Origin of the sequence: Achromobacter sp. D10 (assembly GCF_035282245.1) — a bacterium.
GTDB classification, from domain to species: domain Bacteria; phylum Pseudomonadota; class Gammaproteobacteria; order Burkholderiales; family Burkholderiaceae_B; genus Achromobacter; species Achromobacter insolitus.
This window is the reverse complement of sequence record NZ_JAYJLE010000001.1, coordinates 922,626-936,815: the sequence shown is the minus strand read 5'-3', so window position 1 is coordinate 936,815 and position 14,190 is coordinate 922,626. Positions and strand designations below refer to the sequence as shown.

16 protein-coding genes are annotated in these 14,190 nt (G+C 66.6%); 6 read left to right on the top strand and 10 right to left on the bottom strand.

Annotated elements, in window-relative coordinates; all coding sequences use genetic code 11:
• Positions 1-3: 3 nt before the first annotated feature.
• From VCS63_RS04485 to VCS63_RS04470, 4 genes are all read right to left on the bottom strand, one after another.
• Positions 4-354, bottom strand: coding sequence for a 2Fe-2S iron-sulfur cluster-binding protein (locus tag VCS63_RS04485; RefSeq protein ID WP_063639267.1), 351 nt, complete (start codon positions 352-354; stop codon positions 4-6).
• Positions 351-680 (bottom strand): hypothetical protein, encoded by a 330-nt coding sequence (locus VCS63_RS04480; RefSeq protein WP_042795628.1) that lies wholly within the window; start codon positions 678-680, stop codon positions 351-353. Before VCS63_RS04480 ends, VCS63_RS04485 begins: the two co-directional genes overlap by 4 nt.
• A 5-nt stretch (positions 681-685) precedes the next feature.
• On the bottom strand, positions 686-985 hold the full coding sequence (locus tag VCS63_RS04475) for a 2Fe-2S iron-sulfur cluster-binding protein (protein ID WP_042795629.1): 300 nt from the start codon (positions 983-985) through the stop codon (positions 686-688).
• A gap of 71 nt (positions 986-1,056) precedes the next feature.
• Positions 1,057-1,788 carry a TenA family transcriptional regulator gene (locus VCS63_RS04470; RefSeq protein WP_042795630.1) on the bottom strand — a complete coding sequence of 244 codons (732 nt, stop codon included), beginning with the start codon at positions 1,786-1,788 and terminating at the stop codon, positions 1,057-1,059.
• A 237-nt stretch (positions 1,789-2,025) separates the two neighbouring features.
• Here VCS63_RS04470 and VCS63_RS04465 point away from each other — a divergent pair, with 237 nt between their 5' ends.
• Positions 2,026-2,241 (top strand): hypothetical protein, encoded by a 216-nt coding sequence (locus VCS63_RS04465; RefSeq protein ID WP_063639264.1) that lies wholly within the window; start codon positions 2,026-2,028, stop codon positions 2,239-2,241.
• Between the two features lie 51 nt (positions 2,242-2,292).
• Here the strand turns inward: VCS63_RS04465 and VCS63_RS04460 are convergent, their stop codons facing one another.
• Positions 2,293-2,685 carry a DUF2809 domain-containing protein gene (locus VCS63_RS04460; protein WP_238913100.1) on the bottom strand — a complete coding sequence of 131 codons (393 nt, stop codon included), beginning with the start codon at positions 2,683-2,685 and terminating at the stop codon, positions 2,293-2,295.
• Between the two features lie 125 nt (positions 2,686-2,810).
• Between VCS63_RS04460 and VCS63_RS04455 the strand changes: the two genes are divergently transcribed.
• From VCS63_RS04455 to VCS63_RS04445, 3 genes are all read left to right on the top strand, one after another.
• Positions 2,811-4,046: a molybdopterin-dependent oxidoreductase gene (locus VCS63_RS04455; RefSeq protein ID WP_042795632.1), complete on the top strand. Its 1,236-nt coding sequence runs from the start codon at positions 2,811-2,813 to the stop codon at positions 4,044-4,046.
• Positions 4,047-4,056: 10 nt separating this feature from the next.
• Entirely contained in the window at positions 4,057-4,401 is a 345-nt protein-coding gene (locus VCS63_RS04450; RefSeq protein ID WP_042795634.1) for a hypothetical protein, read from the top strand.
• A gap of 138 nt (positions 4,402-4,539) precedes the next feature.
• Complete coding sequence (locus VCS63_RS04445; protein ID WP_149063499.1) at positions 4,540-6,225, top strand: MFS transporter; 1,686 nt, start codon at positions 4,540-4,542, stop codon at positions 6,223-6,225.
• 34 nt (positions 6,226-6,259) lie between these two features.
• On the opposite strand, the gene VCS63_RS04440 is transcribed toward VCS63_RS04445, so the two are convergent.
• Genes VCS63_RS04440 through VCS63_RS04430 form a run of 3 tightly spaced genes read right to left on the bottom strand, consistent with a single transcriptional unit; the run spans position 6,260 to position 9,224 of the window.
• Complete coding sequence (locus VCS63_RS04440) at positions 6,260-6,997, bottom strand: phosphoribosyltransferase (protein ID WP_063639261.1); 738 nt, start codon at positions 6,995-6,997, stop codon at positions 6,260-6,262.
• A 26-nt stretch (positions 6,998-7,023) separates the two neighbouring features.
• Positions 7,024-8,217, bottom strand: coding sequence for a M20 aminoacylase family protein (locus tag VCS63_RS04435; protein ID WP_063639260.1), 1,194 nt, complete (start codon positions 8,215-8,217; stop codon positions 7,024-7,026).
• Between the two features lie 26 nt (positions 8,218-8,243).
• Complete coding sequence (locus VCS63_RS04430; RefSeq protein WP_063639259.1) at positions 8,244-9,224, bottom strand: Bug family tripartite tricarboxylate transporter substrate binding protein; 981 nt, start codon at positions 9,222-9,224, stop codon at positions 8,244-8,246.
• A gap of 129 nt (positions 9,225-9,353) precedes the next feature.
• On the opposite strand from VCS63_RS04430, the gene VCS63_RS04425 reads away from it, so the two are divergent.
• Entirely contained in the window at positions 9,354-10,304 is a 951-nt protein-coding gene (locus VCS63_RS04425; protein ID WP_104653894.1) for a LysR family transcriptional regulator, read from the top strand.
• Here VCS63_RS04425 and VCS63_RS04420 read toward each other — a convergent pair.
• Entirely contained in the window at positions 10,301-11,311 is a 1,011-nt protein-coding gene (locus VCS63_RS04420) for a tripartite tricarboxylate transporter substrate-binding protein (RefSeq protein WP_175200493.1), read from the bottom strand. The two genes, VCS63_RS04425 and VCS63_RS04420, sit on opposite strands and share 4 nt — an antisense overlap.
• A gap of 184 nt (positions 11,312-11,495) precedes the next feature.
• Here VCS63_RS04420 and VCS63_RS04415 point away from each other — a divergent pair, with 184 nt between their 5' ends.
• On the top strand, positions 11,496-12,926 hold the full coding sequence (locus tag VCS63_RS04415) for an MFS transporter (protein ID WP_063961330.1): 1,431 nt from the start codon (positions 11,496-11,498) through the stop codon (positions 12,924-12,926).
• Between the two features lie 14 nt (positions 12,927-12,940).
• Here the strand turns inward: VCS63_RS04415 and hutI are convergent, their stop codons facing one another.
• Positions 12,941-14,164 (bottom strand): imidazolonepropionase, encoded by a 1,224-nt coding sequence (gene hutI / locus VCS63_RS04410; protein WP_175198590.1) that lies wholly within the window; start codon positions 14,162-14,164, stop codon positions 12,941-12,943.
• Positions 14,165-14,190 lie beyond the last annotated feature (26 nt).

Below are 14,190 nucleotides of genomic sequence, written 5' to 3'. Positions count from 1 at the left end.
GCGTCAGGGCGCAGCTTCGACAGGATCGGACGCCGCGCCGACCACCACGCCCTTGCCATTCTGGATCACCCACGAGACCTTCACGTCGCCATTGACAAAGGTCTGGCAAGCCATGCGATAGCCGGCCTCGAAATCCTCCGGGCGCAGGTGCTTGCGCTCTTTTGGCTTGATGGCGTCGGTGTTTTCCAACCCTTCTTCGATACGGCATTTGCAGGTGCCGCACAGGCCGCCGCCGCACTTGAAGGGTATGCCGCCCTTTTCCTTCAACGACACGCGCAGCAGGTTGCTGTTCTCCGGCGCCGTGGCGACTTTGCCGCCATTGGAGAGGAATGTAATCTGAACCATATTGCTCAATGCTCCGCGGCGACGGCGCCAGGGCGCAGCGTCAAAGTCGATTCCATGCTGCCAAAGCGCGTCAGGTGGGCCAGCTCCTTGCGGGCCGCCTCCACCGACGCAAACTTTTCGAGGAATTTGGATGGCACGCGGTTGACCACGTAGGGCGGCGTTTCCTCGGTGACGATCAGCTTGGTATCCCCGCGCAGGCGCCCGATGCGGTAGACCGCCAGGGCGCGGCCGTAGAACGCGTAATCGTAGGTTTCCAGGATATCCACCGCAGCTTCGTCCGCTTCCGTGCGGAACACACCGGGCTTGCTGGTCAATATGACGTATACCGGGTCCATCGCCGCTATGCCTCCACGTCCTGGACCAGTTCGATGTCGTTGCTCACCCAGAGCTGGCACGCCAGCCGGTAGCCCTGCTCGATACGGTCGCCCAACTGCTTCTTTTCCTTCCAGTTCACCGGAGGCAGATGCTCGCCCCCGGCCAACACGCGGCAGGCGCACTTGGCGCACTTGCCCATGCCGCATTCGTAACGCAGATGCGGATACGGAAACTGCTTGATGCCGGCCCGCACCACCAGGTTGGTGTTGTCCTTCACCACATCGGTGTAGGTCTGGCCGCCTTTATGAAACACAATGGTAGGCATGGGTTTTCTAGTCCAGGAGCTGCGGGACCGGGGCCGCCCCGCGCATGGCGCAGGACGGCTCCGCGCGCTGATCAGGCAGCAAGACCCAGTTCGGGCAGCGTGATTTCCTGCTGCACGTAGTCGGTATAGAGCGCGGTCGTGTACAGCAGCCGCATCTGGGCGCCGATCTCGCAGATCTTCAGGCAGCGCTGCTGCAGGTCCACCGTGTTGGCGTGCTCCAGCACGATCTGATAACCGCGTTCGCCGTGGATTTCGTCAGACACGATGTGCAGATCGAAAAACTCCACTTCCTCGTCGGTGAAGCCGTACTTTTCACGCAGGGTGGGAGTTTGCTTGCGGTAGATGGACGGAACCTGCGATTCCAGGCCCACCACCAAGCCGGCCACCGCCACGATCGGATCCTCTCGCATCGCCACGGCGTAACACCAGCTTTGCAGCGCACGCGTGGTGGGCGACATGTTGTCGGGATTGGTCACCCGTTCGCGCGTGGTGCCGCAGGCCTCGGCAAAGCGGATCAGCAGGTCCGTGTGGCGGTCGCCGCCGATTTCCTCTTCATACATATTGGCCAGCAGGAAATCCTTGGCCTCGGTATAGGAGTCCGGCGTGCGGGCGTACAGGTAACCCAGGTAATCGGCGAATGGGCCGACGTAGTGATAGTGATTCTCGGCCCAGCGTTGCAGATGCTCTCGGGTGAGCTTGCCTTCTGCCCAGGCAATGGAAAACGGCGAGGCGTTGGCGCTCTTGCCCTTGATCGCGTTTTCCAACGCGGTACGGAATTCATCTCGGTTCATCAGTTCAGCCATGACGCGCTCCAGGTCCAGTGGTGAGGATTCCAGGCTGGTCTTAGCCCGGGCATGCTGAACATTGTATACCGTCTACTATTTTGGACTGCTAGGGCAATCCCGAAGATCCTCCTAGATTCGATTGAATAAACAGGGACAGTCTTTCCAGATCAATGACTTGGGATCTCTTCCGGGGACTGGCAGGCGGGCGGATAGGCTGGTACAATGAATACACTTTCAATGCAATACGGAAATACCATGACTACCCGCCATCCCCTGGGAGACGCCCCGATCGGCCAACAACTGCTGACGCATTACGCCCGCCGCGACGCGGTGCGTCACGCCACCCCGCTGTTTCCTTCGTCCTGGGCCGAGTGCTTTGCGCCGTTTCGCAACGCCAAGTTGCAACCGCTGCGCACGGCCAAGCCAGCCGCGCGCGCGCACGACGACGCGCCGGTCTGCCAGGCAGGCTGAATCTCCGGTAAGGCCTGGCGCTCGTGGCCAGGCAGCAATATTGAAAAGCGCCTAGGCGCCGCGCAACGCGGCGCCGCGCCGGTTCCAGGCGGCCAGCGCCAACACCAGCGCGAACCCCACCGTATAGGCCAGCATGTCCCACCAGTCGGGCACGCTGCCCAGGATCACGCGCAATAGCGGCTGTTCCAGCCGCCAACCGAATTGACGAGCCAAGTACTGGCCCAACTCCACGGCATAGCCGGTGAAGAGTGCGGCCAGCGCCAGCGTCAAGACTTCCGCGCGGATGAAGCTGCGGTACACCAGATAGGCCCAACCCACCGCCACCACGTCGCCCACGACCCCCCGCAGGAAGGGATAGGGCGCGCCCAGAGTGGCGATGAGTGCTTCCAGCGCGGTTACGGCCAGCAGCGCGGCAAAGGCGCGCTTATTGAATGTCAGGATCATCGAAACGAAAAACGCGGAAAGTGGAACGGGCAGCGCGGACGTTAACGCATTTGTCAGGCCACGGCGCGTAGTCTCGTCTGAATGCGCCGGGGGCAGGGCGCTGACAAGAACGAGGAGACACCAAGATGAGCACATTCGACCCCAATGGGCGCCGACGCTTCCTGCGCCAGGCCTGTACCCTGGGCGCCACCGGCACACTGGCTGGCCATGCGCTGACCAGCCTCGCGGCCCCGGCCACCGTCACACTGCCCTTCGCCAATGGCGAGCGCGACCTGATCGCCTATCCGCAAAAACGGCCCCTGATCCGCCAGACTTCGCGCCCGCCGCAACTGGAAACGCCGTTCTCCGTCTTCAACGAAAACATCATCACGCCCAACGACGCCTTCTTCGTGCGCTATCACCTGGGCAATATCCCCACCAATATCGACCTGAACACCTACCGCATCAAAGTGAGCGGACTGGTGGACAAGCCCCTGGAGCTGTCTCTGGCCGACCTGAAGCAGCAGTTCGGCAAACCGGTGGAACTGGTGGCGGTCACCCAGTGCTCGGGCAACAGTCGCGGCTTTTTCGCGCCGCGCGTGGGCGGCGGGCAACTGGGCAACGGCGCCATGGGCAATGCCCGCTGGCTGGGCATTCCGCTCAAGCGCGTACTGGAAAAGGCCGGCATCCGCGCCAACGCGCGCCAAGTCACTTTCGAAGGCCTGGACCGCCCGGTGCTGCCCGGCACACCAGAGTTCGTCAAGGCGCTGGATGCCGCCCATGCCCTGGACGGCGAAGTCATGCTTGCCTATGCCATGAACGGCGCCGACCTGCCCATGCTCAATGGCTATCCTGTACGGCTGGTGGTGCCGGGGTACTACGGCACCTACTGGGTCAAACATCTGGCCGACATCAAGGTGCTGGACAAGGAATTCGACGGCTTCTGGATGCAGAAGGCCTACCGCATTCCTGACAACGATTGCGCCTGCACGCCGCCGGGCAAGGCGCCGGAAAAGACGCGCCCGATCGGCCGCTACAACGTGCGCAGCTTCATCACCAGCCTGGACGAAGGCGCGCGCGTCGCCCGCGGCAAGACGGTGCAGGTGCGCGGCATCGCCTTCGACGGCGGAAAGGGCATACGCGAGGTGCAGTTTTCGTCCGACGACGGGAAGACCTGGCACGCTGCCAAACTGGGCAAGGATCTGGGCCGCTACTCCTTCCGCGAATGGCACGCCGAATTCACGCCCAAGGCCGCCGGCGACTACATGCTGAAAGTCCGCGCCACCAACACGGCTGGCGACACGCAGCCCCTGGATCCGCTGTGGAACCCGGCTGGCTATATGCGCAACGTGGTCGAAGCCGTCCGTGTCACCGCCGCCTGAGGAGAGCGCCATGAACCGCCATTTCCGTCGCTGCCTGCCGGCGCTCTCGCTGGCACTCGCCTGCCTGGCTCCCGCCGCGCAGGCGTTGGAGATCAAGCTGCCCCAGGAGACCGCCACGCTGCACCCCGGCACCGGCGCGGGCGCCCAGCACGCGGCCCTGTGCCTGATGTGCCATTCGGTGGACTATGTATCGTCCCAACCGCCCATGCCAGCGGGTTTCTGGGACGCCGAGGTCAAGAAGATGGTGGGCACCTACGGGGCGCCGATACCCGCCGACCAGGTCCCGCTGATCGTCGAATATCTCAACCAGGCCTATCCGCCCGCCCCGGCGCCGGCCGCGCCCGCCAAGCAGTAGGTTCCGGCCGGCAATAGCCCCTGGCGGCGCGGCCGCCAGGGGCTTACGCGCTCCCATCGATCGGCGGCTTAGGCGTACCATTACCCGACCCAGACTACGCCCGACAGGAGCGCCCACCCGGCGCGCCGGAAGAATTCCATGCTGCAACCCGTCTCGGCCAACAACGATCTGCCCGCCGACGCGCCGGCCGCCCCCGTGCTGCGAGTAAGCACGCTCTCTCCCTTCGCGTTTCCCGCCTTCCGCATCATCTGGATCGCGAACCTGTTCGCCAACCTGGGCACGTGGGCGCAATCCGTCGCCGCCGCCTGGATCATCACGACCGAACAAAGCAGCCCCCTGATGGTTGCCATGATCCAGGTGGCTGCCGCCTTTCCGCTGGTGGCGTTGTCCATCCTGACCGGCGTCCTGGCTGACAATTACGATCGCCGCAAGGTCATGCTTACCGGGATGCTGCTGGAGCTTTCAGGCGGCGTATTCATCACCATCCTCGCCTTCGCCGGACTGCTGCATCCCATTACGCTCATTGCATCCGTCTTCTGCATCGCCATCGGCAGCGCCATCGTCACCCCGGCCTGGCAGGCCGCGGTGGGCGAGCAGGTGCCGCGCGCCCACGTCGGCAGCGCGGTGCTGCTGAACAGCGTCAACTTCAACGTGGCGCGCGCGGTCGGTCCGGCCATCGGCGGCCTGCTGCTGGGCGCCATGGGCGCGCCCTGGGTGTTCCTGCTTAACTGCTTCTGCTACGGCGGCCTCATATGGGCGATCTGGCGCTGGAAGCGCGACCTGCCCGTGCGTCGCCTGCCTCCCGAGGGCATTCTTGAGGGCGTGGTGGCGGCGCTGCGCTATACCCAGCACTCCACCGTTACCCGCGTCGTCATGCTGCGCTCTTTCGCCTTCGGGCTGTCGGCCAGCGCGCTGTGGGCACTGTTGCCCTTGCTGGCGCACGAGCATGAAGGCGGCAGCGCCCTGCTGTATGGCTACATGCTGGGCGCGCTTGGGCTGGGCGCCATCCTGGGCAGCGCCGTCGTGCGCCGGGTGCAAACCACCTTGGGCGCGGGCGGCCTGATCAGTGTCGCGGCCGGCCTCCTGGCCGCGTGCCTGCTGGCCCTGGGACTGACCGACACCCTGTGGCTGGCGTTCCCGGCGCTGCTGATTTCCGGCAGCTGCTGGATCGGCGTGCTGGCCACCTACAACACCACCGTCCAGATGCTGGTGCCGGACTGGGTCAAGGCGCGCGCGCTGGCGCTGTACCAGACGGCCATCTTCGGCGGCCTGGCCGCCGGCTCCTTCATGTGGGGCCATTTCGCGAGCACCATGGGGGTGTCCGGCGCCCTGGCCGCCGCCGGAATCACCCTGGGCATAACGGTCGCGCTCATGTATCGCTCGCGCCTGCCCGAACATTTGGACACTTCCTCGCTTGCGCGCGCCGACGCCACCGAACCGGCGATGGCGGCAGTAGGTTTCAACACCCAGCACGGCGCCGTGCTGGTCGCGGTGGAATACCTGATCGAAAAGGAAAAGCTGTCCGCGCTGATCGGGGCGGCGCGTCCGCTGCGCCTCATGCGGCTGCGCAACGGCGCGCAGCAATGGCAGCTGTTCCGCGACCTGGAGCGCGAGGGTGTCTGGCGCGAGGTGTTCCTGGTGGAAAGCTGGATGCAGTACCTGCGCATGATCGACCGCATGACGCTGGAGGACAAGATGGTGCTGGACAAGGTGCGCGCGCTGCATGCTGGCGACAAGCCGCCGGTCGTGTCGCGCAACGTCAGTTACCTGGCCATGAACGAAGCACAGGGCTTTTCGCTGCGCCGCGATCCGGAGTCCCTCTAGCAGGCAAGCACCCGTGCCGCCGGACGCGACCGCTTCAGGCCGCCGCCTCCGGCACCCAGCCCCCAGGCGTGCGGCGCATGCGCGGCGACTCGAACGCGCAAGCCACCGGTATCGGCGTGCCGTCCGCGCGCATCAGCCGCTCGCGCCACCGCGTGCCCTGGCACATGGCCACGACAATGCCCGCCACCTCGGCGCCGCAGCGCGCCAGCAACTCCAGCGCGGACAGCATCGTCTGCCCCGTGCTGACGGCATCGTCCACCACCAGCACGCGGCGCCCTGCCAGGCTTTGCGCGAGGTTGGGATCCACATACAGCAGTTTGCCGGTATCCGGCGTGGTGAGCGACTTCACCGGCACGGCCAGGCGTTCGTCGTACCAGTATTTGCGCGAATAGCCGAAGGGCACGTAGCGCGTAAAACCCAGGCCCCGCGCGACCAGGGGCGCGAAAGCCAGCCCCAGGGTGGGCAGGCCCACGACAACCTCTGCCTGGAAGGCGCGCGCCCGCTCTGCCATAAAGCCCGCCAGCGCATCGACCACCTCCAGGCTCGCATGGTTGGCGATCAATGAGGCGACGCAGCGCTGCGGATCGCCCGGCACGGCGCGCAACGGAAGCACCAGGTAGCGGCCGTCCGGCAGCCGTGCCGGATAGCCGCGGGAATAGGGCGGATCGACCGGGAGCGCCAGCGTCTCGGCGCTGACGATCTCCTGCCAGTAATCGGTGGTGGCGTCGAAAGCCGGCGCGCCGGCGGCGGTCAGGTCGTGTGAGGCAGTCATGCGTCGCGGAAAAAAGCGGCAGCCGGTCAGCGCGCGCCGGAAGCCAGATAGGCTTCCGCCAGCGTCACCCAATAGCTTGCCGTGACCGGCAGGATGTCGTCGTTGAAATCGTAGTCGGGGTTGTGCACCATGCAGCCGCCTTCGCCCTCGCCATTGCCGACGATGAAGTAGCTGCCCGGCACTTCCTCCAGCATGAAGGCGAAATCGTCGCTGGCCTGCAGCGGTTCCAGCTCAGGGATCAACAGGTGCTCGCCAAGCCAGCCGCGCGCGACCTCGGCCGCGAATTGCGTGGCGTCGCGGTCGTTGACGACCGGCGGATAGCGCCAGCGGTAGTCCACGTTGACGCTGGCGCGATGCACCGCGGCCTGCGCGGTGGCGATCGCGGTGATGCGCTCGCGCAGCAGCGCGCGCGTCTCGGGGCGGCGCGCCCGCACCGTCAAGCGCAATTCAACCGTCTTCGGAATCACGTTGGGCGCGTCGCCGCCGTGGATGGCGCCGATGGTCACCACCGCCATGTCATTGGGATCGATCTCGCGCGACACAATGGTCTGCAGGGCCAGCACGATGCTGGCCGCGGCCACGATGGGATCCACCGCCACATGCGGCATGGCGCCATGGCCGCCGACGCCGCTGACGGTCAGGATGACCGTGTCGGACGAGCTGTACATCACGCCGGAGCGAAAGCCGAAGTGACCCGCCGGATAACCCGGCTCATTGTGAAAGCTATAGACCGCGTCACACGGAAAACGCTCGAACAAACCATCGGCGATCATCCGCTGCGCGCCGCCCTGGCCTTCTTCGGCCGGCTGGAAGATCAGGTGCACGGTACCGTCGAAACGGCCGCGTTCGGCCAGCGCGCGCGCCGCGGCAAGCAGGGTGGCCGTGTGGCCATCGTGGCCGCAGGCGTGCATCTTGCCGGGATTCTGGCTGGCGTAGGGCAGGCCGGTGGTCTCATGGATGGGCAAGGCGTCCATATCGGCGCGCAGGCCCAGCCGGCGCGCGCCGCTGCCGCGGCGCAAGGTGCCCACCACGCCGGTCACGCCCAGGCCACGATGCACCTCGTAGCCCCAGGCAGCCAGTCTTTCGGCGACCAGCTCGGCCGTGGCGACCTCCTGATAGGCCAGCTCGGGGTTGGCGTGGATGCGGTGGCGCAACGCCACCATCTCGTCCTGGATGGCCTGGATCTCTGGCAGCACGGGGCCGCGGGCGGATGTATTCATGGCATGGCTTCCTGCAATCGGCAGGCCTATTCCTGCTGAATGTTGGCGCTTTTCACGATGTGCGCGTACAAGGCTTTTTCCTTCTTCAGGAAAGCGGCGAAATCCTGCGGCGAGCCCTGCCCGGGAATGGCGCCGCCTTCGGCCAGGCGCTTTTGCACCTCGTCCATCCGCAGCACCGCGTTCAACTCCTGGTTCAGCCGCTGGACCACGGCGGGATCGGTGCCTGCAGGCACGAACACGCCGGTCCAGGTGTTCAATTCAAAGCCCTTGAGCGCCGGCGTCTCGCCGAACGCCTGCACCTGCGGCAACGTATCGACGCGCGCGGCCGAGGTCACGCCCAGCGCATGCAGTTTCTTCTGCTGCACCAAAGGCGTGGCGCTGGTGGTAACCAGCAGGCCCAGGTCGACCTGCCCGCCCATGACGTCATTGGTGATCTGCGCACCGCCACGGTAGGGTACGTGCACCAGTTTCACCTTGGCCTGATCCTGCATCACTTCCATCGCCAGATGCAGCACGGTGCCCACGCCGGACGAGGCGTAGGTCAGCGTATCGGGCTTGTCGCGGGCCAGCGCAATCAGCTCGTCCATGTTCTGCACCGGCAGGCCCGGACGCGCCAGCAGCACCACGGGCGCGGTAGTCACCAGGGCCACTGGCGCCAGGTCGGTCTCGGCGTCGTACTTCACGGCAGAGTTGATCAGCCGCGCCACGCTGATCGGACCGTCGAAACCCATGACCAGCGTGTAGCCGTCCGGCTTGGCGTGCACGGCCTTGGCCACGCCCAACACGCCACCAGCGCCCGCCACGTTGTCGACGATGACGGACTGCTTGAGACGGTCCGACAGCTTCTGCGCCACCAGGCGCGCCGTCGTGTCCACGTTGCCGCCCGGGCTGAACGGCACGATCAGGGTCAGGGGCCGGGCTTCGGGCCAAGTGTCGGCGCTGGCCGCCGGGGCAAGGCAGAGCGCGGCCGCCAGCGCGGACACGGACAGGAACAGGCGTTTGAGCATGGAAGGAACGATCGGAACGAAATGCGCGCGCGCGAAGGGGGCGACGCGGAGGAGGGCGACGGCGCCATCCTAACCAGATCCTGGTAATAACTGAAATGCTATATTTTTATAGATTCATCAGATAAATCTATGACCAAGCCCCCCATTACCGACGGCCGCGCCGCGCCGGCACGCCAGCCCACGCTGCGCCAGCTGCGCGGTTTCAAGGAAGTGGCCCGCCACGCCAGCTTCAGCCGCGCCGCCGAGGCCCTGTCGCTGAGCCAGCCCGCCCTGTCGGCAGCCATCCGCGAGCTGGAAACGCTGATGGGCGTGGCGCTGTTCGAACGCAGCACCCATCACGTGCGTTTGACCCCTGCCGGACATGCCGCGCGTGCCCAGATTGAATGGCTGCTCAATAGCTACACGCAGGGCGCTGAAGACCTGCAGCGCTTGCTGGACACGCAAGCCGCAACGGTACGGATCGGCTGCATCCCCTCCACCATGCACTTGCTTGCGCCCGTGGTGGCGCAGTGGCGTCTGCGCCATCCCGAAATCGTGCTGATCCTCAGCGACCATCTCAACGACGAGCTGATGGCCGCGCTGGGCAACGGAGAACTGGACATCGGCCTGGGCCTGGACTTCGGACTTACGCCCGGCGTGGCCGCGGCGTTCGTGGCCGAGGACCACCTGGTGGCCGTCCTGGCCGACACCCACCGGCTGGCGCGCCGCCAGGCGGTGACGTGGCAGGACCTGAAGGCCGAACCGCTGGCCGTGCTGTCGCGCGGCAGCACCTATGAAATGATCGTGGCGACGCTGCGCCAGCAGGGCTCGGACCTCGCCGCGACCGACACCCTGAACTACACCGACACGCTATACAGCCTCGTGCGAGCTGGCTTGCGCGTCGGCCTGATCTCGCGCCTGTACACGCAAGGACAACGCCAGGACGGCCTGGCCATCGTGCCGCTGCAGCGCCCGCAACTCACGCGGCGCATCTGCCTGATGACGCGCGCTCCCGAACAGCAAGCCCGCGCGGCGGTCCGTCTCTGCCATGCCGAATTGGCCGCGCTGCTGCGCGAGCGCGCAGCCCTTCAGGCGTTCTAGCTGGCCGGCTGCGACCGGCCCTCAGGATCCCCCGCGCCCGATCGCGCGCGCCAAGCCTCGGCGCGCTCCGCCCAGGCGTCATGGATGGCATTCATATTGCGGGCCAGCGTGGCGGCATCGCCAAAATTCACCCGCGAACCCTGCAGGCGCAACTGGCCCCGCACTTCTTCGGACTCCAGCGCCCGCGCCACCTGCTGCTGCAATTGCTCGACACGGGCCGGCGCCACGCCACGCGGCGCAAACAGGCCGGCCACGCCGCCCCGCTCCAGTCCCGCGAAGCCCTGTTCGGCGAAGGTAGGGACATCGGCCAGCTCCGGATGCCGAACGGGACCTGAAACAGCCAGCACGCGCAACCGTCCTGCGCGTGCCTGCTCCAGCAGTTCAGCCAGGGACGTCAGGCCCAGCGCCACGTAGCCGGCCTGCAAATCGGTTACCAACGGCGCGCCGCCGCGATACCGCACGGCGGTAACCGCCACCTCATAACGCTCGCGCAGCAGTTCAACGACCAATTCCGGCACACTGCCCGGCGCCGGCACGCCCACCGACAACGCGCCCGCATGCATGGAAAGATCGCGCAGGCTGTGCAACGGTGAGTCCGCCCTCACGGCCAGCGCGATGGAACTCTTGTCCGTCACCTGCGCCACCGCCGCAAAGTCATCCGGCGAGGCATAGCCGGCCCCCGCCATGATGTGCGGCACAATGGCCAGCGTATGTTCGTTGGAGAACAGCAGGGTATGGCCGTCCGGCCGCGCAGCCAGCAGTTCCCGCGCCGCCAGCAGACCGCCTGCGCCGGGCCGGTTCTCTACCACCACGACTTCTCCCAGGCTGGCCTCCAACTGGCGCGCCAGCAGGCGGGCGATGATATCCACGCCGCCCCCGGGAGGGAAACCGACCAGAATACGCGTCAAGGGCACGGCTCGCAGACGCCCTGCCGCCGTGGCTCCCAGGGCGCCCAGCGCGAGCGCCGGCAAAAGCCTGCGTCGGCCCAGGGATACGGCAAGTTTCATATTCCACAACTCCTCGCTGGCGCGGACCGGCTCCGCGCAGTGGCGGGAGGATAAGGAGAAACGCCCGGCAAGGAAAGCGGGTCCTCGGCATTGCCGGCGGGCCGGCTTTCTTAACACGTTCTAGAATCAGTGGTCACGGCGCCCGGCCCTCTGCCCGGGCGCCTCGTCCCTGTTGGTCCTGCACATGCTCTCGTTCTCCCGTCATACCGTCTATCCGGCCGGCGTCGGCCTGCCGGCAGCCGAGCGCCCCGGCGCGCTTCTGGCCGTCATGTTGGCGCTATGCATGGCCAGCCTGGACACCGCCATCGCCAATACCGCGCTGCCCACGATCGCCCGCGATCTGCAGGCCAGCGATGCGGGATCCATCTGGATCGTCAGTGGCTATCAGCTGGCGATGGTGGCGGGGCTGCTGCCTGCCGCGGCGCTGGGTGAGATCCTGGGCCACCGGCGGGTCTATATCGTGGGACTGGCGATTTTCATCCTGTCCTCGCTGGCCAGCGGTCTCGCGCCGTCACTGCCCGCGCTGGTAACGGCACGCGTGCTGCAAGGCCTGGGCGCGGCCGGCGTCATGAGCGTCAATGGCGCGCTGCTGCGCTTTATCTATCCTTCACGGCTGTTGGGCCGCGGCCTGGGGCTGAATGCCATGGTGGTCGGCATCTCTTTCGCAGCGGGCCCAACCGTGGCCTCGGCCATTCTGCTGTTGGGCTCCTGGCACTGGCTTTTCCTGATCAATGTGCCCATCGGCCTGCTGGCTTTCGCGCTGGGGCTGCGCAAGCTGCCCGAGACCGTGCGCGCCCCACATCGCTTTGACGGCCTGGCGGCGGCGCTATGCGCCTTGACGCTGGGTCTGTTCGTGCTGGGCTCGAACGAGCTGGCGCACGCCGCCCCGCTGACCCGCGTGGCGCTGGAATGGGGTGTGGCCGCGGCCAGCCTCTGGCTGCTGATGCGTCGGCAGGCGGACCATCCCGCGCCCATCCTGGCCGTGGACCTGCTGCGCCGGCCCTTGTTCGCCCTGTCCGCCGCCACCGCCGTCTGTGCCTTCGCGGCACAGGCGCTGGCCTTCGTTTCGCTGCCTTTCCTGCTACAGACCATGCTGGGCTACAGCCAGGTGGAGACGGGCTTTCTGATCACGCCCTGGCCCGTGGTGGTGGCGATCATGGCGCCGATAGCGGGGCGGCTGTCCGACCGTTACGCGGCGGGCGCCCTGGGCGGCGTGGGCCTGGCGCTGCTGGCGCTGGGCCTGGCCTTGCTCGCGATCATGCCGGCTGCGCCCTCGGTCTGGGACATCTGCTGGCGCATGGCCATTTGCGGTGCCGGATTCGGCTTCTTCCAGTCGCCCAACCTGCGCGCCATCATGATGTCGGCGCCGGCATCGCGAGCCGGCGGCGCCAGCGGCATGATAGGAACGGTTCGGCTACTGGGCCAGGCGTCGGGCGCGGCCCTGGTGGCTGCCTGTTTCAACGTTTCCAGCACGCACGGAGCGATTGCGGCGTTGTGGCTGGGCTGCCTCTGCGCCGCGCTGGCCTGCGTCGCCAGCTTTTCGCGGCTGCGCTTTGACGCATCCGAGCCGGCGCAGGCGACTGCGAGCGCCCGCGCTCCGCACAACGTGGATTAGGCACTGCCCGGGCCCTAGCCCCGGAACAGCGACACGGCGTCGACCTCCACGCCGTGTCGGATCACGCGCTTGGGCAAATCTCCGCCTATCCAATAGGCCAGCTCGGAGGGATGCTGCACGTCCCATGCGACGAAGTCCGCGTACTTGCCCGCTTCAAGCACGCCATGGGTGGCCTGCAGGCCCAACGCCTTCGCCGCGTGCGCGGTAGCGCCTGCCAACGCCTCTTCCGGCGTCAGCCGGAACAGCGTGCAGGCCATGCTGAGCATGAGCCGCAAAGACAACACGGGTGAAGTGCCGGGATTCATATCGCTGGAAATCGCGATCGGCACGCCATGGCGGCGCAACAGGTCTATCGGAGGGTACTGTGTCTCGCGCAAGGCATAGAACGCGCCGGGCAGCAAAACCGCCACGGTGCCGGCCTGCGCCATCGCCAGCACGTCGCTTTCGGTCAGGTGTTCGAGGTGATCCGCCGACCAGGCGCCATACCGTGCCGCCAGCGTGGCGCCGTGTAGCGGCGACAATTGTTCGGCGTGCAGCTTCACGGGCAGGCCCAGTCCACGCGCCGCGCGAAACACCCGCTCCACCTGCTCCGGCGAAAAGGCCAGATGCTCGCAAAATGCATCGACTGCATCGACCAGGCCCTCGGCCGCAAGCACCGGCAACATGTGGCGCGCGACTTCTTCGATGTAGTCATCCGCGCGCCCCGCGTATTCCGGCGGCAGCGCATGGGCGGCCAGACAGGTCGCGCTGACCGTCAGCGGCAGCGTCTGTCCCAGTCGCCGCGCCACCCTGAGCATCTTGCGTTCGTTCGGCAGGTCCAGCCCGTAGCCGGACTTCACTTCCAGTGTCGTCACGCCGTCGCGCATCAGATGCAACGCCCTTACGCGCGCGCTGTCGTAAAGCTCGTCCTCGCTGGCGGCGCGAGTCGCTCGCACGGTGCTGGCGATGCCACCTCCTTGCGCGGCGATGGTGGCATAGTCCACGCCTTCCAGGCGCTGCTCGAACTCCTGGCTGCGGTTGCCGCCGAATACCAGATGGGTATGGCAGTCGATCAACCCCGGCGTGACCCAGGCACCGCCAAGATCGTGCGCGCGCGCCGTGTCCGCCGACGGCGTCTGCGCTTCAGGGCCGATCCACTCGATGCGATCCCCCCGCGTCACGATGGCCGCGTGTTCGATCACGGCATACTTGCCGTTTGTCATGGTGGCGACATGGCAATTGCGCCAGACCTGTCTCATGCGTTTGCTCCTGATGCGCGCCGCGG